Raw genomic sequence first — 20276 nt, 5'->3', positions numbered from 1 at the left:
CCACCCGGCGGCGGACCGCTATGCTCGGTCCATGCTGCGCATTCCCACATCCACCGCCTTGCCGCTGTTTGATACGGCGGCCACTCGCACCCTGGAACAGCAGGCGGCAGCCAGACTGCCCGCGCACAGCCTCATGCAACGCGCTGGTGCGGGCCTGGCACGCCTGGCACGCGCTATCGCTCCCCATGCACGCTGCATCTGGATAGCCTGTGGCCCCGGCAACAACGGCGGCGATGGTTTGCAGGCAGCCGCCTGGCTGCAACAAAGCCTGAATGCGGCGCCAGAAAAGGCCCGCAGTTGCCGCATTCTGGTCAGCTGCGTGCGCGAACGCACCCACATGCCAGACGATGCACGCGCCGCCTGGGACGCCGCCCACGAAGCCGGCGTGCAATGGACCGAGCACATGCCCGCCGACATGGGGCCACAGGACTTGTGCATTGACGCATTGCTGGGCATCGGCCTGCGCCAGCCAGACGCCGCAAGCCCACGCACCGGCACGAATGAGCGCCTGCTCACTCTGCTGCGCAGCCTGCAGTCCAGCACCAGCCCGGTCCTTTGCGCGGACATAGCCTCCGGACTGGATGCTGACACCGGGCAGTACCTGCCTGGATTCGCACCCCCGAATGCCCCGGCCAGCGCACGGCACACGCTGGCGCTGCTGACGCTGCAGCCCGGACTGTTCACAGGACTTGGCCGCGATGCCTGCGGCCAGATATGGTGGGATGACCTGGACACGGGACTGGCGAAAGGCGGGTCAATCCTCACTCCCCTGCCCTGCGCACAACTGTTTTCACCAGGCACCAGCGCCCCGCGCCCGCATGCCAGCCACAAGGGAAGCTTTGGCGACGTGGCCATCCTTGGCGGAGAGGGGCTGGGACAGCGCGGCCTTTCCATGACCGGCGCCGCCTGGCTGGCTGCCCTGGCCGCGCTGCATGGTGGCGCGGGGCGCGTGATGCTCGCTCTGCTCGATGCCTCGGCCGGGTCAGGCCAGGCCACCGCGCCCTGGCCCGAAATCATGCTGCGCAGCCCTGAAGCGCAGGACTGGCGCAGCACCACCGTGGCGTGCGGATGCGGGGGCGGCGTGGCGGTGCGCGCATGGCTGCCCCAGATATTGGAACAAGCCCCCAGGCTGGTGCTGGACGCGGACGCACTGAATGCCGTTGCCGAAGATGAATCGCTGGCCACACTCCTGAAAGAGCGCCGCCAGCGTGACCTGCACACGGTGCTGACGCCCCACCCGCTGGAGGCCGCCCGCCTGCTGAAGACCAACACCGCACAGGTCCAGGCACAGCGGCTGCACGCCGCCAGGCAGCTGGCGCAACGCTTCGACTGCACCGCACTGCTCAAAGGCTCCGGCACCGTGATCGCCGGGCCCCAGGAAGAGAGCGATGCACCGCCTTGCTGGATCAATCCCACGGGAAACGCCCGCCTGTCGACCGGAGGAACCGGCGATGTGCTCGCCGGGCTGATTGCTGCGCTGTGGGCCCAGGGCCTGGAGCCCACGCAGGCAGCAGCCCTGGCGGCCTGGCGCCATGGATTTGCGGCAGACCATTGGCCTGCGCACGCCCCGTTCAGCGCCAGCGCTCTGGCCCAGCAGCTCGGAGCATAAAAACCCTCAGGACTTGCGCCGGGGCTTGGATGTGTTGCCCGTCACCTTGGACTTGACGGCGCCCAAGGCCTTCTTGCCCAAGGCGCGCAGTGCCTGCACCGGCGACGGTGGAGGCAGCTGCGGCAGGCCGTGGGCAGCAGCATCCGTGGCCGCAGGCTTGCGTGCCTCGGACTTGCGCGCCTCGGATGCCCGGCTTCTGCGGGGTCGCGCAGCGGAGCCAGCGGATGATGGCTCCGCAACCGCCTCGCCTATGTCGCTCTGCCGCGCCGTGGTCGCCGAGCGCGGCTGGGCATTCGCATATTCAGCTTCCAGCGCGGCCAGGTTCACACCCTTGACCATGGCCTTTTTAGACGCCTTGCGCCCCTGCTTGCCGGCCGACGCCGCTGCATCAGACTCAGGCCTTGCACCGCCGGAGCCTCCCGAGTTGCGCTGCGCCCGCTTTTCCTTGGCATCGCGGCGGCCCCATTTTTCGCCCTGATGGGTTTCCGTGCGCGCCGGCGCCCTGCCGGGCCGGCCCGAGGCCGGCTGCTCTTCGCCATCGCGCACCAGGCGGAAATCGATGCGCCGGCCATCCAGGTCCACGCGGCTGACCTGCACGCGCAGCCGCGTGCCGATGCCATAGCGAATGCCCGAGCGCTCGCCGCGCAGTTCCTGGCGCGCCTCGTCAAATCGGAAATAGTCGCCACCCAGCTCGGTGATGTGGACCAGCCCCTCCACATACATAGCGTCGAGCGTGACGAAGATGCCGAAGGTGGTCACCGCAGAGACCATGCCGCCGAACTCCTCGCCCAGATGTTCGCGCATGTACTTGCACTTGAGCCAGGCTTCGACATCGCGGCTGGCCTCGTCGGCCCGGCGCTCGTTGGCACTGCAGTGCAGGCCGGCGGCCTCCCAGGCCTGGACCTCGGCGGCGGGCGCGCGCTTGCGCGGCTTCTGGCCGGGTGGACTGACGCGTGATGCCAGACGCTTGGCCAGCTTGGCCTCGGCTTCTCCGGGGGTGGGCAGCTCGGGCAGGCGATAGTGCGTGCCTTCGAGCTCGGCCTTGATCACGCGGTGCACCAGCAAATCGGGATAGCGGCGGATCGGGCTGGTGAAGTGCGTATAGGCGTCGAATGCCAGGCCGAAGTGGCCCGAATTCTCGGGCGTGTAGAAGGCCTGCATCATCGAGCGCAGCAGCATGGTGTGGATCTGCTGGGAGTCGGGACGGTCCTTGGTGGCGTTGGCAATGGCCTGGAACTCGGACGTGGCCGGGTTCTCGCTCAGCGCCACACCGACACCCATGGCCTTCAGATAGTTGCGCAGAATGTCCTGCTTTTCCAGCGAGGGCTTGTCGTGCACGCGGAACAGGCCGACGCGACCGCTTTGCTCGATGAAGTCCGCACTGCAGACATTGGCGGCCAGCATGGCCTCCTCGATCAGCTTGTGCGCCTCGTTGCGCGTGCGCGGCACGATCTTCTCGATGCGGCCGTTCTCGTCACAGACGATCTGCGTCTCCGTGGTCTCGAAGTCCACGGCGCCGCGCGCCTCGCGCGACTTGAGCAGCGCCTGGTAGACACCATGAAGATTGAGCAAGTCACCCACGCGCTCCGAGCGCCGGGCAGCCTCCGGGCCGCGCGTATTGGCCAGGATGGCCGCCACCTCGGTATAGGTGAAGCGCGCATGGCTGTGCATCACCGCCGGATAGAACTGATAGGCATGGATCTCGCCCTTGGCGGTGATCAGCATGTCGCAGACCATACACAGGCGGTCCACATCGGGGTTGAGCGAGCACAGGCCATTGCTCAGCTTCTCGGGCAGCATGGGGATCACGCGGCGCGGGAAATAGACGCTGGTGGCGCGGTCATAGGCATCGATGTCGATGGCGCTGCCCGTGGTCACGTAGTGGCTCACATCGGCAATCGCCACCAGCAGGCGCCAGCCCTTGCTGCGCCCGACCTTGGCGGGCTCGCAGTAGACGGCATCGTCGAAATCGCGCGCGTCCTCGCCATCGATGGTCACCAGGGGCACATCGGTCAGGTCGATGCGCTTCTTGCAGTCGGCAGGCCGCACCCTGTCCGGCAGCGCCTTGGCCTGTGCCAGGCAGGCATCGGAAAACACATGCGGGACGCCGTACTTGCGCACCGCAATCTCGATCTCCATGCCGGGATCATCGACTTCACCGAGCACTTCGATGATGCGTCCCACGGGCTGGCCGAACAGCGCAGGCGCCTCGGTCAGCTCCACCACCACCACTTGGCCGATCTTGGCCGATCCTGTCGCATTGGCGGGGATCAGGATGTCCTGGCCGTAGCGCTTGTCCTCGGGCGCCACCAGCCACACACCGCTTTCCTGCAAGAAGCGGCCAATGATGTTGTGCGCAGGGCGCTCGATGATCTCGACCACACGGCCTTCAGGCCGGCCGCGGCGGTCCTGGCGCACGATGCGGACCTTCACGCGGTCCTTGTGCAGCACGGCACGCATTTCATTGGGGGGGAGGAAGATGTCGCCTTCGCCGTCATCGCGGATGACGAAGCCATGTCCGTCGCGGTGCCCCTGCACACTGCCCTCGATTTCGTCGTTCACATCGGCGCTTTTGGCGTGAGGGTTCATTTTCTTGGTATACAATCTAAATCTTTCCTGAGATGCCCAGGTGGCGGAATTGGTAGACGCACTAGTTTCAGGTACTAGCGGGTAACTCCGTGGAGGTTCGAGTCCTCTCCTGGGCACCAAGTTTAACGACAACCTGCAGAGGTTGCGGTGAACTAAGGAACTATCTTCAGCAGAAGGCAGTTCCCTGGCTTCATGGCTTGGCAGATGACAGTCTCAAGAAAAAAATCGGAGATCGGGATGCTTCTGCAAAAAATGCAGTAGAATTTCAGCTTCAGCAAGCCCAGGTGGCGGAATTGGTAGACGCACTAGTTTCAGGTACTAGCGGGTAACTCCGTGGAGGTTCGAGTCCTCTCCTGGGCACCAAACATGAAAAGGCCGTTGCACACGCAACGGCCTTTTTCTTTTCTGATCGCTGAAAGCCGATGGCAGGGGCATCTTGCCAAGAAAAGTTCAGGAAAATCTTTGCAAACCTGCCCGGCACATCGCTTTCACGCTATATAATTTGCGTACTCTGAAATGCCCAGGTGGCGGAATTGGTAGACGCACTAGTTTCAGGTACTAGCGGGTAACTCCGTGGAGGTTCGAGTCCTCTCCTGGGCACCAAACATGAAAAGGCCGTTGCACATGCAACGGCCTTTTTTCTTTGCCTCGCCGGCACCGTCGCAAGCCCCTCCCCCATCCCGCAGAAATTTCTCAAAAACTTGGGAAATCGGCTTCAGACGGAGATTTCGCGCTATATAATTTGCTCACTCTGAAATGCCCAGGTGGCGGAATTGGTAGACGCACTAGTTTCAGGTACTAGCGGGTAACTCCGTGGAGGTTCGAGTCCTCTCCTGGGCACCAAACATGAAAAGGCCGTTGCACATGCAACGGCCTTTTTTCTTGGGCGCTGCAGACGCATCGACCCCAGAAGGTCGCATCCATGGCTCAAAAAAAAGGGAGCCAGCGGCTCCCTTCCTGGATGAGAGGATCACCTCCCGTGCATCACTTGCGCAGCAGTTGCTTGAGCACGTTCTGCAGGCGGCGCGCGCTGGCATCATCGCGCGGCGATGCCAGCACCCGGGCGGCATCGTTGCCCCAGGTTTCCTGCGGAGCAGGATCGTTGCGGCGCGTCAGCAGCTGCAGCTGCAGGGCACGGCGGGCGCTCAGATGTTCCGCAGGTGTGGGAACGTCGGCGGCCATTTCAAGGCGCAGCAGGGCTTCGCCCGCGTCTCCCTTGGGAGCCTGGCCGAGGGCCTGCGACCAGGCACTGCGCACTTGTGCAGACACGCGGCCGCCAAGCTGCTGGGCAGCCGGCATCTGGGCAGCATCACGCGACTCCCACGCCGCCATCAACTGGGTCAGTGCTTCACCATGGGCCTGGGCCGCGAGCTTGCGCAGGGCGTCCTGGGCATGTTCCATGGCTTCACGCTGGGCGCGGAAGGCGGGGTCCGCCAGGCGCGGTCCGCGCTCTTCGCGCGGCTCGCGGCTGAAACGGCCACTGTCGCGGCTGTCTCGGCCATCCCGGCCGTCGCGGCCACGGCCACCATCGCGGCGGTCGCCAGGACGGGCAGCGCGTGCACCGCCCTCTTCCTTCTTCATGCCAGGACGATCGTCGCCGCGCACGGCAACCACGGGGCGCACCGGCACCGGCTTGGCTTCGGACTCTTCCGAACCCGCTGCAGCAGCGGCAGGTTCCTGTGCTGGCTGGGCCGCATTCACCGAAGCATCGGCACGGCCACGCAGCGCTTGCTCCAGGGCCTCCACCGCAGCGCGGATTTGCTGCACGTCACCCGAGGTATTGGCAGCTTCCACGGCCTGCGACGCTTCCAGCACGCGGCGATCATGGTCGCTGAGCGCCACGGCTGCGGCACGGGGGCCCCGCTCGGTGCCCTTGCGGTTGAAGGCTTCGTCCAGTGGCTTGCGGAAGGCATCCCAGAGCTTTTGCTCGTGCTTGCGGTCCAGAGGCACGGCCTGCGCCTCGGCCTGCCAGCGCTGCTGCAGGGCCTTGACGGCGTCGATGCGCAGGCTGGGCGCAGCGCCCAGAGCGGTGGCTTCGTCGATCATGGCGTGGCGACGCTGCAGGCTGGCCTTTTGCGCGGCATGCAACGGAGCCTCGGCCAGGGCCATGGCCTGCTTGAACTGGGGTTGCAGTTCGGCAAACAGCTTCTCGCCGATGTGGCCGCTTTCACGCCAACGTTCAGCGAACTGGCGCAGTGCGCGCGCCGCGCCCTTGAGGTCTTCGCTGGCGGACTGCTGTGCTGCCCAGGCCTTGATCTCTTCGATCAGCGCCAGGCGCTGTGCCTTGGACTGGGTGGTTTCGGTGCGCAGCTTGTCGTGCCAGGACTCGACCACCTTGTGGGCCGTGTTGCAGGCTTCGTCAAACTTCTTCCACAGTGCGTGGTTGGCTGCGCTGCCCTGGTCGGCCAGCTTCCATTGCTCGCGCAGGCTGCGCAGCGATTCCTGGATCTTGCGGCCACCCAGCGCCTGGCCTTCAGGGCGGTTCAGCAGGGCTTCGGCCTTGGCAACCAGTTCCTCGCGCAGCTTGTCGGCGTTCTGGCGCGGCCAGCCCTCGGACTCGCCAGCTGCCAGAAGGGCCTCATGCACCTTGGTGACCAATGCATCGTCCACCAGGCGGCCATGGGCCTTGATAGCGGCGCGCACGGCCTGAACGGCGGCAGAACCCGCCTTGCTTTCGCCGGCAGCCGTCTCGGCCTGGAGCTGCTCCAGCGCCTGGGTCAGTGCACTGCTGGCGGCAGCCACTTGCTCAGGCGATGTCTTCGCCTTGGGCTGGGCTGCGCTGCGTGCAGCGGGAGCGGGCTTGGACGGCTCGGCAGCCGCTGCCTCGGGAGGCAGGCCACGCGCCACGCGCAGCTCATCGGCCCACACGGGCACGGTGGGCAGCGGAGCGGCTTCGTCGGCGGCGGCAGCTTCGGTCAGCGCCAGTGCAGACTGGAAGGCATCCCAGACCAGGATCAGCTGTGCGCTGGCGGCTTCCAGCTGGGGCGGGAAACGTCCGTCCACGCTGGCCCAGTTGTCATCGCCAGTCAGTTCGCCGGCCTGCTCCTGCCAACGGGCCACGTCGGCGCGCAGGTTGTCGAGCACAGCCTGGGCATCGCGCCAGGGCTTGGTGGACAGGACCTCGATGCGCTGGGCCAGCAAAACGGCCACTTCGCGCTGGACCTGCACGCGGTGCTGCAGCTCCTCGATGGCCTTGACACGCTCGGCCAGCTGGGCCTTGTGCTGCGACAGAGGTTCACGCGACAGCGGGGCGCCCGCCTTGGCGGCGTCGCGCTGCCAGGCGATGGCGTCGGCGGCATTGAAGGGCGATGCGACCAGCAGCGCCTGGGCCTTTTCAGCCCACTCCACTGCGATCTTTTCCTGGTCCTTGGTGCGGCGGATCTCGTCCAGGCGCTCACGCACGGCACGGGCCGCGCCCTTGTCGCGCGCGCTCAGTTCCTTGAGGACGTCCTGCAATTGCTCGACCGAAGGCTGGGTTGCCAGCCAGTCGCGGATGCGCGCGGCGCGATCACCCGAGGTTTCGGCGGAGAAGGCACCGCCCGTGAGCACATCCAAGGGGTGTTGTTCGGGATTCTTGGCAGAAGCAGGGCTCACTTCAGGTGCATCGGACATGGTGCTGCGGGGGGAAAGAGAAGACATGAATCAATCGTTGAATGTCTGGCTGCCGCGGGCCGCCAGACGCGGCCGGCCAGGCCGCATGCGGGCATGCTAGCCGGACCGGGAAAACCATATTCTCGCCGTTATTTGAAGCGGAGCCAAAACCGGGCTACTGCGTGGACAGGCTGAGCTGGGCGCGCGGGCTCCATTCCTGGTCGTCGGAGTCCAGTTTTGGAGCCCCCAGAAACAGGCGCTCAAGCGGCAACTGCTGCTGGGCAAGGTAGTCGCGCACGGCCACGGCGCGGGCCAGCGCCAGTTCGCGCATGGCGTCGTCGGGCACGGCAATCTGCTCCAGCAGCAGGCTGCGCATCTGGTCGGTGGGCAGGTCCTTGGCCATGCCGATGACATTGCGCGGCTTGGCAAAGTCGGCGCGACTGTACAGCGCCTTGGTCAAGGCCGGCACTTCGGAGGCAGGCAACTCGGTCACGGACTCTGCCGATTTGCCGTCGCGCAGCACCTGGCGGCGTTTCTGGGCGAGCAGCAGGCGATCGAGCTCCGCCTGCTTCCAGGCCTCTTTGTCCTGCGCCTCGCGCGCCTCGCCGATCACGGTGAGCTTGAGGGCCGGGCGATCCTTGAGGGAGGCAACCACCTTGTCCAGGCTCTCGCGGGCCTTGCCGTCGATCTGGGCACGCCCCGGCGCAAAGGCCACCACGCCCGATTCGCTGCCGCCCCCAAAAGCGCCCGACAGCAGCGAGAACGGCGAGGTGATGGCCTTCATGATCAGGTTGCCAATGATCTTGAAGATGACCGGCGCCAGCCTGAATTGCGGGTCGTTGAGCGAGCCGCTGACCGGCAGGTCCAGGTCGATGACTCCGTTGCGGTCAGCCAACAGCGCCACCGCCAGGCGCACGGGCAGCGAGGCGGGCGCGCCTTCGACGGCTTCGCCGAAGGTGAGCTGATGCAGCACCAGCTTGTTGCGCGCCGTGAGCTGGCCATCGGGCTCGATCTTGTAGTTGACGTCCATGCTGAGCTTGCCGCGCTCGATCCCGTGGCCCGCGTACTTGATGGAGTACGGCGACAGCGGGGGCAGTTCCAGGTCGCGCATCTGGGCACGTATGTCCAGGGCCAGCGGCTTGGCCAGGGGATTGACCTGGCCGGTGATCTCCAGCGAAGCCGTGCCCTGGGCGCGGCCACGCAGTTCCACATCCGCCAGTTGCGGCGCCTGCTGGCTGGCAGGCTGCTCGGACGAGAAGGCGCTCAGGCGGCCCGCCAGCTCGCTGAGGTCGGCCGAGTAGTTGGGCTGGATGAAGTAGTCGGAGAACTGGACCCTGCCGCCCGTCAGCACAATCGGCCCGATCTTGATGACGGGCGCAGGCCCGGAGGCAGCCTGCGGCGGCGCCGGTTCGGCGGAAGCCGCCGTGCCATCCGTGGCCGGCGTGGCGTTCTGCTCCAGTGACTGCTGGGACTTCGCCGATTTGACGATGTCCTGCAGGTTGATGCGCCCGTTGCGCTGCACGATGACGCGCGCAAAGAAGTCGCTGAGCGCCGTCTCGCGCACGCTCAGGCGCAGGGGCTGGGCGGGCTGCATCTGCAGGTCCAGGCCGCGCACGGCCAGCGTCTTCCAGGCCACGAGTTCATCGCGCAGGCCGAGTCCCAAGGCAACCGACTGGGCCTTGGCCCGGTCGGCCGTGGACTCGCTGAGCACGGCAGCCACGGCGCCTGCCGCCGTGCGTGGCGCGCCCTGCCCTGCGGCCTCGCCCGCCGCTTGCACGGGAGAGGCCAGCGCGGAGCGCATGCGCAGATCCACGAGCTCGACATCCCCCTGCACCGCCAGCTCGGGGCCGGCCGGTTGGCTGACAAAGCGCAGTTGTCCGAGGAAATTGCCGTCGGCACGCACCAACTCCACATTGAGCATGTCGGCAAAGTAGGGCTCCAGCGCATGCAGCGGCAGGCTGCGCGCCTGCAACTTGCCCTGAAGCGACAGCGGCGCCAGCCCCAGGTCCCCCCGCAGGCTCAGCGAGCCCGCCTGGACACGCCGGCCCGAGCCGACCTGGGCGGACAGCTCCAGCGGCGTGGGCGCGGATTTGGCGGCCAGCGGCTCGATGGCGCCCATGCGAAGGCGCAGTGACCCCAGGTCCAGCGACACGGTGCGCGCCGAATCCGCGTTGCGCACGGGCGCTTCGTCACGCAGCGAAATGGCGCCGCCATCGACCTCCACCGCCTGCAGCTTCAGGCCCCAGGGCCGGGACTTGTCCTTGCCGGCGTGCTGGGATGCGGACGGCGCTGAGGCGGGCGGCAGCCATTGCTCGTACATCCACCGGCCCTGGGCATCGCGCAACACGGCCAGCTGCGGCTTTTGCAGTGCCAGGCGGCCAACGGAGACCTGCTGGCTGGCCAGATTGACCTGCACCTGCTCCAGCTGCAGGTGCGCGATATCGACGGGCGCGGCCTTGTCCTTGAGGCTCAACTGCTCCACGCCCAGCCCGGCCACCTGAACCACCATGGCGGAACCGTTCCAGCCCAGGCCTGCATCGGTGCTCAACAGGCCCGTCAGCTCGGGTTTGAGATGGGCGGACAGGTACGGTGCTGCCAGTTGCAGCGGCAATTGCCGCGCGGAGATGGCCAGTTGGCCCTGCTTGTCGGTCAAGGCGCCGCGCAGCTGCAACTCGGCAGGTTTCGCCCCCTCCCCCGCCGATTCGGGCTGCACCTGCATGCTGGCAGCAAGCTGCAGCGGTTGCTCCAGGGGCCAGCGGATATCGCGCACCTGCAACGACAGCTCGCGCGCCTGCAGCGCAGCGCCCGACTTTCCAGCGTCGGGAGCGGCATCGCGCCAGTGCACCGTGGCATTGGCAACGGACAGCCTGTCCAGGCTGACCTTCCACGGCTGGGGCGCGTCGGAGGCAGGCTTTTCCGCTGCCGGCCTGGCATCCGGGGAGGAAGCACTCCCCATCGCCGTCCAATTGATGCGGCCTTGCGCATCGCGGGCCGCAAAAATCTCGGGAGCGCTCCACTGCACGGACTCCAGCTCCGCAACCGACTGCAGCGGCTGCACGTTCTTGAGCACGGCGGCCAGGCGCTCGAAGCGCAGCAGTGGGGCGCCGTCGCGGTCGTGCAGCTCGGCGCCGGACAGGCTGACCTCCCCGGTGATGCGGACCACGGCCTGCTCGGCCTGCTCAAAGGAGATGTGCAGGTTGGCATCCAGCACGCCGGAACGCGGCTTGACAGGCGCGGTGACGGGCACATAGCCCAAATAAGGTGTCAGGTCCACGCCCTGCCAGCTCAGATCGACAGCGGTCTGGCGCTGCTCGGTGAAGGGCGTGCTCTGGGCGCTGGATTCAAACCGGCTGCCGTTGAGCGCAAAGGACAGGTGCGGGAGCACCTTGATCTCGCGTTTGGACTCCAGGTTGCTGATGAAGGGCAGGCGCAGCTGCAACTGCTCGAGCATGTGCTGGCGCTGCTGGACCTCGTCCTGCAATTCCACGCGGCCGTCGCGCAGCGCAATGTTGTACAGCGCAAAGCCCACGGGCCTGGAGGGCGGCGTGTCGCCGGGTTCGGCCAGCCTGGCCAGCACATCGTCCACATCGAAATGCCCCAGGCTCTGCTGGGTCAGGCGCAGCACCGGCGCATCGACCTCGATGGCATCCAGCACCGGCGCCAGCCGAAACAGCGACTGGATACTGGCATTGACATAGATGCGGTCGATCTGAAGCTGGGGGGACGAAGATGAAGACGGCACGGACTCCGGCGCCGCGCCTTCCGCCTGGCTCCTGGCAATGCTCAGGTCCCGCAGGGTCAGCTCCAGCGACCAGGGCCGGAACTCCGCTGCACCCACACGTACCTGACGGCCCAGCTTGGCCGATGCCTGCTTTTCCAGTTGACTCTTGGCCACAACGGGCACCAGCGCCCACAGCAGCAGCCACAGCAAAAGGAACGCCACAAGGGCGATGGCCAGCCTGCGCAGCCAGCGGTGCTTGAAGAGAGATTGCATGGGGCTCTGGTAACTAGTACAGCCCCATCCTGGGACACAGGACAGGGCAACGGCTGCATTGCACCAGAAATTGGGGCGGCAGCAACGGCTGGGTCCGCACCACGGCACATTTCTTGACGTTGCGGCCATCCTTGAACGACAAAGCCCGGAAGCCGTGAACCGGCTTCCGGGCTTTACGGCGGGCACAAGTCCCGACCGTTTTCCGCAGTCAAGGAGAGGATGGTCCTTGCTGCTTGGAAGCAAGAGATTGCTTCCAGGAAGGCCGCGGAAGAAGACTTGAACCACGGTGTCCGCACTATCGAACACCACTTTTACCCGTCTTCCACCTTGGCGAGACGACTGCAGCAGCAGTCGCCTCCAATATAGAAGGACGCAGGGTCGGCCTGCCAGTGCTTTTGCATTTCATTGCAATTTCATGACGCACTCTGAAAACGGTGGAAGCGGCGTACATCGGTAGCACGCCACCCGCTCTTCAAGACCTCAAAACTGTGTTTGCATCCATGGTTTGTTATTATTCATTGATCTAAAAAGTTGATTTCATAGTGTTGACCGTGTATTTGGTGAACTCCTAGAATCCGCCAGCGCTCGAATAGAGCGTTTTTTGTTTCTGCTGCCTCACGACTGAGCAGATCCCGCAGGCCTACAACGCAATGGCGCACCAAGCGCCAGCCTCCCGGATCCGCAGCACCCAATCCAGGGTGTCAGCCTCACCGGCCTTCGCTTCGGCGAAGGCCGTTTCGGGTTGGTGCCCCTAGAAAGGAAAAAGCTATGCCAGCGTCAGGAAAATTTTTCGCCGCCGCGCGAACGTTCGCCATCGATGTGGCCAACGGTTTTCTTGCCATCATCCACAACAGCTTCGCCCTGCTGGGCCTTGCTGTGGCCTTCATGGCCATCACCTTGTTCGCCCGCCCTGACCTGCGCGATGCCGGAGAGAGCCAGCTGCGCTCCTGGCTGACCGCTCGCCAGATGGCCGAGCTGGGTGTTCCCGTCGAACTCGCTGCCAGCGATCGGGCGACGGCGACCAACCCCAAGAACCTGCCCAAGGAGCAGGCAGCCGTGGCCTTCTGGCTCAGCAAGAAGTACCGCGTGGCGCCTGAGCCGATCGCGGCACTGGTCAGCGAGGCCTATGACCTGGGCAAGGTCAACCGCCTGGACCCGACGCTGATCCTGGCCATCATGGCCATCGAGTCCAGCTTCAACCCGTTTGCGCAAAGCGCTGTCGGCGCGCAGGGCCTGATGCAGGTGATGACCACGGTGCATACCGACAAGTATGAGAACTTCGGTGGCCAGAATGCTGCCTTCGACCCGGTCAGCAATCTGCGCGTGGGCGTGCGCGTGCTCAAGGAGTGCATCGAGCGCGCCGGCTCCATCGAAGGAGGCCTGCGCTACTACGTGGGCGCGGCCAACCTGCCCACCGACGGTGGCTACGCCGCCAAGGTGCTGGCCGAGCACCAGCGCCTGCGCATGGCCGCCGGCCTGCGTGCCGTGCCTTTGATGACCGCCAAGGTGGATCAGCCCCGGCAGGCCGTACAGATCGCCTCCACCAAGCCGGCCACCCCCGTGGCCGAGGCCTCGGGCCCGGCAGCAGCGGCTGCGCCTGCAGCCGTGCCGGTCAGCTCGAGCAATACCTCTGCCCGCTCCGAGCAGGTGGCCCTTCAGTCCCAGGAGCCGGCGCTGTAGCCTGACTTCACGGCATAGTGAATGCACAGCTGGCCAAGGCCAGCTTTTTTCATGCCCGATCCAACTGCAGGTGGCCCACGCAAACGCCTTCTGCAACGCCCCTGCCAGGTCTTCGGCGCCACCGGCTCAGCTACACTAGCGGGGTACGCAACTGGCGATAGGCGCAGCCGCTTCACGCACCGCTGCCGCTGACGTGGAAACCAGCAGAAGGCCCGAGAAGGACCACCTTCTGTGAACCACCGGGGAGCGTACCGCCCAGCCTCCATGCGCACGCGGGATCTGGAGTGTTCCGCCGTTCGCCTGGGCAGCCCTTGGCCTCAAGGGAATTTCAAGTTCACAGGACTGCCATGTTTCAACGCACCAATACCGTCGAGAAGGTCGACGCCGAAGTCTTTGCCGCCATCCAGGCCGAGAACCTGCGTCAACAAGAACATATCGAGCTGATCGCCAGCGAGAACTATTGCTCGCCTGCCGTCATGGAAGCCCAGGGCTCCCAGCTCACCAACAAGTACGCCGAAGGCTATCCGGGCAAGCGCTACTACGGCGGCTGCGAGAACGTCGATGTGGTCGAGCAGCTCGCCATCGACCGCGTCAAGAAGCTGTTCGGCGCCGAAGCCGCCAACGTGCAGCCCAACTCCGGCTCCCAGGCCAACCAGGCCGTGCTGATGGCCTTTGCCAAGCCCGGCGACACCATCATGGGCATGAGCCTGGCCGAAGGCGGTCACCTGACGCACGGCATGCCGCTGAACATGTCGGGCAAGTGGTTCAACGTGGTCTCCTACGGCCTGAATGCCGAAGAAGCCATCGACTACGACAAGATGGAAGCGCTGGCGCGCGAGCACAAGCCCCGCATCATCGTGGCCGGCGCATCGGCCTACGCCCTGGCCATCGACTTCGAGCGCTTCGCCAAGATCGCCCGGGAAGTCGGCGCCATCTTCTGGGTGGACATGGCCCACTATGCCGGTCTGATCGCCGCAGGCGTGTACCCCAACCCCGTGCCCCACGCCGACGTGGTCACCACCACCACGCACAAGAGCCTGCGCGGCCCGCGCGGCGGCGTGATCCTGATGAAGGCCGAGCACGAGAAGGCCATCAACAGCGCCATCTTCCCCGGCCTGCAAGGCGGCCCGCTGATGCACGTCATTGCCGGCAAGGCCGTGGCCTTCAAGGAAGCGCTGTCGCCCGAGTTCAAGACCTACCAGGAACAGGTCGTGAAGAACGCCAAGGTTGTCGCGGAAACGCTGACGGCACGCGGTCTGCGCATCGTCTCCGGCCGCACGGAAAGCCACGTCATGCTGGTGGACCTGCGCGCCAAGGGCATCACCGGCAAGGCGGCCGAAGCCGCGCTGGGTGCCGCCCACATGACGATCAACAAGAACTCCATCCCCAACGATCCCGAAAAGCCGATGGTGACCAGCGGCATCCGCGTGGGCACGCCCGCCATGACCACGCGCGGCTTCAAGGAAGAGGAAGCCCGCCTGACAGCCAACCTGCTGGCCGACGTGCTGGAGAACCCCGCCGACGAAGCCAACCTGGCCCGCGTGCGCGCCCAGGTGGCCGAGTTGACGGCCCGCTTCCCGGTCTACGGCGCCTGAGTTGCACGCATAGAGGCCTGCCATGAAGTGCCCGTTCTGCAGCCATCCGGACACCCAGGTCGTGGAGACCCGCGAGGCCGAGGATGGGGGCTTCATCCGCCGCCGCCGCCAGTGCGGCGGCTGCGACAAGCGCTTCACCACCTACGAGCGGCCCGAGGTCAGCTTTCCCGCCATCGTCAAGAAGGACGGGCGGCGCATCGAGTACGAGCGCGCCAAGCTGCTGGGCTCGTTCAAGATCGCGCTGCGCAAGCGCCCCGTGAGCACAGAGCAGATCGATGCCGCCATCGAGCGCATCGAGGAGCGGCTGCGCAACCTGGGCGAGCGCGAAGTGCTCTCCAGCCGCCTGGGCGAGATGGTGATGCGCGAGCTCAAGCTGCTCGACAAGGTCGGCTACATCCGCTACGCCAGCGTCTACCGCAGCTTCGAGGATGTGGACGATTTCAAGAACGTCATGGATGAGGTGCGCAATCCCGGCTGATCAGGCCGGCAGGACGCAAGAAAGCCGCCCTTGGGCGGCTTTTTCTTTGGTGGCCTGGCAGTGCTTTCAGGGTGCGGCGGCAGGGATGGGAGCCAGGCCCGAATCCACGTCACCGCACTGTGCGCGGTGGCGCAGCGCATGGTCCATCACCACCAAGGCCAGCAGCGCCTCGGCGATGGGCGCTGCGCGGATGCCGACGCAGGGGTCGTGGCGACCCTTGGTGATGACCTCGGTGCTCTGGCCCTGCACGTCGATGGATTCGCGCGGCGTGATGATGGAACTGGTGGGCTTGATGCCTATGCGCACTTCCAGATCCTGACCCGTGCTGATGCCACCGACGATGCCACCGGCGTTGTTGCTGCGAAAGCCTTCGGGACTCAGCGAGTCACCGTGCGTGGTGCCGCGCTGGACCACGCTGTCGAAACCGGCACCGATCTCCACGGCCTTGACCGCGTTCAGGCCCATCATGGCGTAGGCGACGTCGGCATCCAGGCGGTCATACAGCGGCTGGCCCAGGCCCACCGGCATGCCGCTGGCCTGCACGCGCAGCGCCGCGCCGCAGGAGTCGCCCGACTTGCGCAGCGCATCCATGTATTCCTCGTATTGGGACACATCGGCCACCGGCGCAAAGAAGGGGTTGTTGCGCACATGCTCCCAGCTCTCGAAGGGCAGGGACAACTCGCCCACCTGGGTCATGCAGGCGCGGAACTCGGTGCCGAACATTTCCTTGAGCCACTTCCTGGCCACGGCACCAGCGGCCACCGTGGGGGCCGTCAGCCGTGCCGAGGAACGGCCGCCGCCGCGTGGATCACGGATGCCGTATTTCTGGAAGTAGGCGTAGTCGGCATGGCCGGGACGAAAGCTCTGCGCAATGTTGGAGTAGTCCTTGCTGCGCTGGTCGGTATTGCGGATCAGCAGCGCGATCGGCGTGCCCGTGGTGCGGCCTTCGTAGACGCCCGAGAGGATTTCCACCGCATCGGGCTCGTTGCGCTGGGTCACGAACTTGCTGGTGCCGGGGCGGCGGCGATCCAGTTCTTGCTGGATATCCGCTTCGTTCAGCGCCATGCCGGGCGGACAGCCGTCGATGACGCAGCCTATGGCCGGGCCATGCGATTCGCCGAAGTTGGTGACAGTGAATAGGGTGCCGAAGGTGTTGCCGCTCATAGGCCGACGATTATGCCCGGGTAGCCCGCAAGCGCCGTGCCTGCGGCGGCGGTGCATTGCGCAGGCAGCCATCGCCCGGCGATAACAAATATAGCTATCGGATTGCAAATATTCATAGTTAAAATTGCAATCCACCCTTTTTCAACCGCCTGCGGATCACCACACAGGCACCAGCCGCAAACTGCGGGAGGTTCGTGAAATGCAGGCCTCTTACGACTCAACGCAAAGCCAGGATCACAGCGACCCTGCGCGCAGCACTCCGCCGGCATCGCCAGGCCTTCAGCCCAAGGACGAGGAGCAGGACCTTCGCCCCTCGCTGCTCAATGTGCTGCTGACATCGTCCAGCCCTGGCGATTTCAGGACCCGCAACAGGCTTGCCCAGGCCAAGCAGTACATGCGGGCCCGGCTCGACGACTCCGAGCTCAAGCCCTTGCAGGTGGCCCAGGACATGGGCATGTCGCTGCGCAGCCTGGCACGGTTGTTTGCCACCGAAGGGCTGACCCCTAGCCGCTGGCTCTGGAACGAACGGCTGGCCCAGGCGCACCTGCTGCTTCGGGCAGACAATGCGCGGCGCGTGACCGATGTGGCGCTGGCCTGTGGCTTCACCAGCTTCTCGCACTTCAGCCGTGTCTTCAGACAGGCCTATGACGTGCCGCCCAGCGCCTTGCTCAAGCCCAAACGCCGCCGGGTGCACTGACAGGTCCTGCAGCCCATCCATTCGCTGTTCGCGCGACTGTCTGCTTTGCGCCCTGCGCGCAAAGACAAAGGCCTCCGCCGCATTTTGCGTTCGGAGGCCTTGCTGCCCAAGGTGAAACGGTCGAAAGGTCGAAAGGTCGATATCGCCCCGATGATCAGTCCGCGCCCTGGCGCTCGCCCTCGGGCCAGTCGCGGATGTAGGCCTTGAGCATGCGGTTCTCGAAGTTCTGGCTGTCCACCACGGCCTTGGCCACGTCGTACAGGCTGATCACGCCCATGAGCATGCGCTTGTCCATCACCGGCATGTAGCGTGCGTGGCGGTCCAGCATCATGCGGCGCACCTCGTCCATGTCGGTTTCCATGGTGCAGGTCATGGGAGCGTCGTCCATGGCCGAGCGCACCAGCGTCTCGCCCACCCCGCCGTGCTTGACGAAGCCCTGGATCACTTCGCGGAAGGTCAGCATGCCGACCACGTCGCCATGCTCCATGACCACGAGGGAGCCGATATCGCGCTCCGACATCACCTGCACCGCGCTGGCCAGGCTTTCGTCCGGCGACACCGTGTAGAGGGTGTTGCCCTTGACGCGCAGGATGTCACTTACTTTCATGCCGTATCTCCAAATTTGTCTGTGTCGCCGTGGTTGCGGCAAGCCCGTGTCTGACAGGAAATATAGCCCACAATGCCCGCTTGCCTTGACAACCATGGAGACAGGAATGCCCGGCTACTCGGACCCCGGCTTTGACACCCTGGCGCTGCACGCGGGCGCACAGCCCGACCCCGCCACCGGAGCGCGCGCGACGCCCATCCACCTCACGACCTCGTTCGTGTTCGAGTCCAGCGACCATGCGGCCTCGTTGTTCAACCTGGAGCGCCCGGGGCACGTCTACAGCCGCATCTCCAATCCCACGAATGCCGTGCTGGAGCAGCGCGTCTCGGCCCTGGAAGGCGGCGTGGGCGCCATCGCCGTGGCCAGCGGCCAGGCGGCGCTGCACCTGTCGGTGGCCACGCTCATGGGCGCGGGCAGCCATATCGTGGCCAGCACGGCGCTGTACGGCGGCTCGCAGAACCTGCTGCACTACACGCTGGCGCGCTTCGGCATAGAGACCACCTTCGTCAAGCCCGGCGACATCGACGGCTGGCGCGCCGCGGTGCGTCCCAACACCAAGCTGTTCTTCGGCGAGACGGTGGGCAACCCGGGCCTGGATGTGCTGGACATCCCCACCATCGGCGCCATCGCACATGAGGCCGGCGTGCCGCTGCTGGTGGACTCCACGCTGACCTCGCCCTGGCTGATGAAGCCGCTGGAGCATGGCGCGGACATCGTCTACCACTCGGCCACCAAGTTCCTGTCGGGCCACGGCACCGTGGTCGGCGGCATCGTGGTGGATGGCGGCAGCTTCGACTGGGAAAAATCGGGGCGCTTCCCGGAGCTGACCGAGCCCTACGACGGCTTCCACAACATGGTGTTCAGCGAGGAAAGCAGCACCGGCGCCTTCCTGCTGCGCGCGCGGCGCGAAGGCCTGCGCGACTTCGGCGCCTGCATGAGCCCGCACACGGCCTGGCTGATCCTGCAGGGCATAGAGACGCTGCCGCTGCGCATGGAGCGCCACATCCGCAATACCGAGAAGGTGGTGCAATTCCTGGCCAGCCATCCGCTGGTGGGCCGCGTGGGCCACCCGCTGCTGGAGACCCATCCCTCGCACCAACTGGCAAAGAAGCTGCTGCCGCGCGGCGCGGGCTCGGTGTTCAGCTTCGACATCAAGGGCAACCGCAACCAGGGGCGCAAGTTCATCGAGACGCTCAAGGTCTTCAGCCACCTGGCCAATGTGGGCGACTGCCGCAGCCTGGTGATCCATCCGGCCAGCACCACGCATTTCCGCATGAGCGACGAAGCACTGGCCCAGGCCGGCATCGGCCAGGGCACGATACGCCTGTCCATCGGACTGGAGGATGCCGACGACCTGATCGATGACCTCAAGCGCGCCCTCAAGGCCGCTGAAAAGGCAGCGTGAGCCGACAAGGGAGACACCAACAATGAAGATCGATGTTCAGGGCCACGCCATCTACGCCTATACCGGCGGCAAGGCCTTCAACCCCGCCCAGCCCACGGCCATCCTCATCCACGGCGTGCTGTGCGACCACAGCGTCTGGGCCCTGCAAAGCCGTTACCTGGCCAACCACGGCTGGAACGTGCTGGCCATAGACCTGCCCGGCCACTGCCGCAGCGCGGGTGACGCACCCGCCAGCGTGGAGGCAGCAGCGGATTTCATCGGCCAGCTCATGGATGCGGCAGGCATCGGGAAGGCCGCGCTGGTCGGCCACAGCTGGGGCAGCCTGATCGCCATGGAAGCGGCCGCCCGGCTGGGCGCGCGCGTCAGCCACCTGGTGCTGGTGGGCACGGCCTATCCGATGAAGGTCTCGCCCGCCCTGCTGGACTCCGCGCTCAGCACGCCAGAGCAGGCCATCCGCATGGTCAATGTGTTCTCGCGCGCCACGCTGGCGCCACCCAGCGGCGCAGGCAGCTGGGTATTCGGCGCCGGCATGGCGCTGGGCCGGCGCGTGCTGGCCAGCAATGACCGCACCAACCTGCTGCACACCGGCTTCAAGGCCTGCGACAGCTACGCGGGCGGCGAGGCGGCCATGGCGGCGCTGCAATGCCCGGTCCTGTTCGCCCTGGGCGAGCAGGACCAGATGACGCCGCCCAAGGCCGCCAAGGGCCTGATCGAGGCGGCCCGGGGCGCGCAGCGCCAGGTCAGCATCGTGCACCTGCCCAGCGGCCACAACCAGATGACCGAGGCGCCCGACCAGACGCTGTTCGCCATCCGGGATTTCCTGGCGCGCTGAGCCCGGCCGGGTCCTGCCCGCAGGGCCCGGACGCA

The 20276-nt window shown here is 65.9% G+C and carries 12 protein-coding genes, 4 tRNA genes and 1 riboswitch; of the genes, 11 read left to right on the top strand and 5 right to left on the bottom strand.

What is annotated here, in order from left to right:
* Positions 1-31: 31 nt before the first annotated feature.
* Positions 32-1609, top strand: a complete 1578-nt coding sequence (locus tag ACM14_RS09995) for an NAD(P)H-hydrate dehydratase (protein WP_065346069.1) — start codon at positions 32-34, stop codon at positions 1607-1609.
* A gap of 6 nt (positions 1610-1615) precedes the next feature.
* Here the strand turns inward: ACM14_RS09995 and rnr are convergent, their stop codons facing one another.
* A complete protein-coding gene (rnr, locus tag ACM14_RS09990) occupies positions 1616-4198 on the bottom strand; it encodes a ribonuclease R (protein WP_065346068.1) in 2583 nt (860 codons plus the stop codon).
* A gap of 34 nt (positions 4199-4232) precedes the next feature.
* Here rnr and ACM14_RS09985 point away from each other — a divergent pair.
* The 4 genes from ACM14_RS09985 (at position 4233) to ACM14_RS09970 (ending at position 5041) form a co-directional block, all read left to right on the top strand.
* A tRNA-Leu gene (locus ACM14_RS09985) sits at positions 4233-4317 on the top strand.
* A gap of 159 nt (positions 4318-4476) precedes the next feature.
* Positions 4477-4561, top strand: a tRNA-Leu gene (locus tag ACM14_RS09980).
* A gap of 155 nt (positions 4562-4716) precedes the next feature.
* A tRNA-Leu gene (locus ACM14_RS09975) sits at positions 4717-4801 on the top strand.
* 155 nt (positions 4802-4956) lie between these two features.
* Positions 4957-5041 (top strand) — tRNA-Leu (locus ACM14_RS09970).
* Positions 5042-5182: 141 nt separating this feature from the next.
* On the opposite strand, the gene ACM14_RS09965 is transcribed toward ACM14_RS09970, so the two are convergent.
* A complete protein-coding gene (locus ACM14_RS09965) occupies positions 5183-7810 on the bottom strand; it encodes a DUF349 domain-containing protein (RefSeq protein WP_065346067.1) in 2628 nt (875 codons plus the stop codon).
* A gap of 154 nt (positions 7811-7964) precedes the next feature.
* Positions 7965-11783 (bottom strand): DUF748 domain-containing protein, encoded by a 3819-nt coding sequence (locus ACM14_RS09960; protein WP_065346066.1) that lies wholly within the window; start codon positions 11781-11783, stop codon positions 7965-7967.
* Positions 11784-12551: 768 nt separating this feature from the next.
* On the opposite strand from ACM14_RS09960, the gene ACM14_RS09955 reads away from it, so the two are divergent.
* The 3 genes from ACM14_RS09955 to nrdR all read left to right on the top strand — a co-directional run bounded on the left by ACM14_RS09955 (position 12552) and on the right by nrdR (position 15536).
* Complete coding sequence (locus ACM14_RS09955; RefSeq protein WP_034396191.1) at positions 12552-13463, top strand: lytic transglycosylase domain-containing protein; 912 nt, start codon at positions 12552-12554, stop codon at positions 13461-13463.
* Between the two features lie 137 nt (positions 13464-13600).
* Positions 13601-13776, top strand: a riboswitch (ZMP/ZTP riboswitch).
* Positions 13777-13810: 34 nt separating this feature from the next.
* Complete coding sequence (gene glyA, locus ACM14_RS09950; RefSeq protein WP_034396192.1) at positions 13811-15058, top strand: serine hydroxymethyltransferase; 1248 nt, start codon at positions 13811-13813, stop codon at positions 15056-15058.
* A gap of 22 nt (positions 15059-15080) precedes the next feature.
* Positions 15081-15536: a transcriptional regulator NrdR gene (gene nrdR / locus ACM14_RS09945; protein WP_012206755.1), complete on the top strand. Its 456-nt coding sequence runs from the start codon at positions 15081-15083 to the stop codon at positions 15534-15536.
* 66 nt (positions 15537-15602) lie between these two features.
* Here nrdR and aroC read toward each other — a convergent pair whose 3' ends face one another.
* On the bottom strand, positions 15603-16700 hold the full coding sequence (gene aroC / locus ACM14_RS09940) for a chorismate synthase (protein ID WP_065346065.1): 1098 nt from the start codon (positions 16698-16700) through the stop codon (positions 15603-15605).
* Between the two features lie 199 nt (positions 16701-16899).
* Here aroC and ACM14_RS09935 point away from each other — a divergent pair, with 199 nt between their 5' ends.
* On the top strand, positions 16900-17397 hold the full coding sequence (locus ACM14_RS09935) for a helix-turn-helix domain-containing protein (protein ID WP_065346064.1): 498 nt from the start codon (positions 16900-16902) through the stop codon (positions 17395-17397).
* A gap of 154 nt (positions 17398-17551) precedes the next feature.
* On the opposite strand, the gene ACM14_RS09930 is transcribed toward ACM14_RS09935, so the two are convergent.
* A complete protein-coding gene (locus ACM14_RS09930) occupies positions 17552-18004 on the bottom strand; it encodes a CBS domain-containing protein (protein WP_012206758.1) in 453 nt (150 codons plus the stop codon).
* 106 nt (positions 18005-18110) lie between these two features.
* Here ACM14_RS09930 and ACM14_RS09925 point away from each other — a divergent pair, with 106 nt between their 5' ends.
* Both ACM14_RS09925 and ACM14_RS09920 read left to right on the top strand, forming a co-directional pair.
* Complete coding sequence (locus ACM14_RS09925) at positions 18111-19409, top strand: O-acetylhomoserine aminocarboxypropyltransferase (protein ID WP_065346063.1); 1299 nt, start codon at positions 18111-18113, stop codon at positions 19407-19409.
* Between the two features lie 22 nt (positions 19410-19431).
* The gene (locus ACM14_RS09920) at positions 19432-20241 is read left to right on the top strand and encodes an alpha/beta fold hydrolase (RefSeq protein ID WP_012206760.1); all 810 of its coding nucleotides are present in this window, start codon (positions 19432-19434) and stop codon (positions 20239-20241) included.
* The last annotated feature ends 35 nt before the right edge of the window (positions 20242-20276 follow it).

Origin of the sequence: Delftia sp. JD2, assembly GCF_001682645.1 — a bacterium.
GTDB lineage: Bacteria > Pseudomonadota > Gammaproteobacteria > Burkholderiales > Burkholderiaceae_C > Comamonas > Comamonas acidovorans.
Note: the sequence above shows the minus strand (reverse complement) of the source record. Positions and strands in the feature narration are given on the sequence as shown.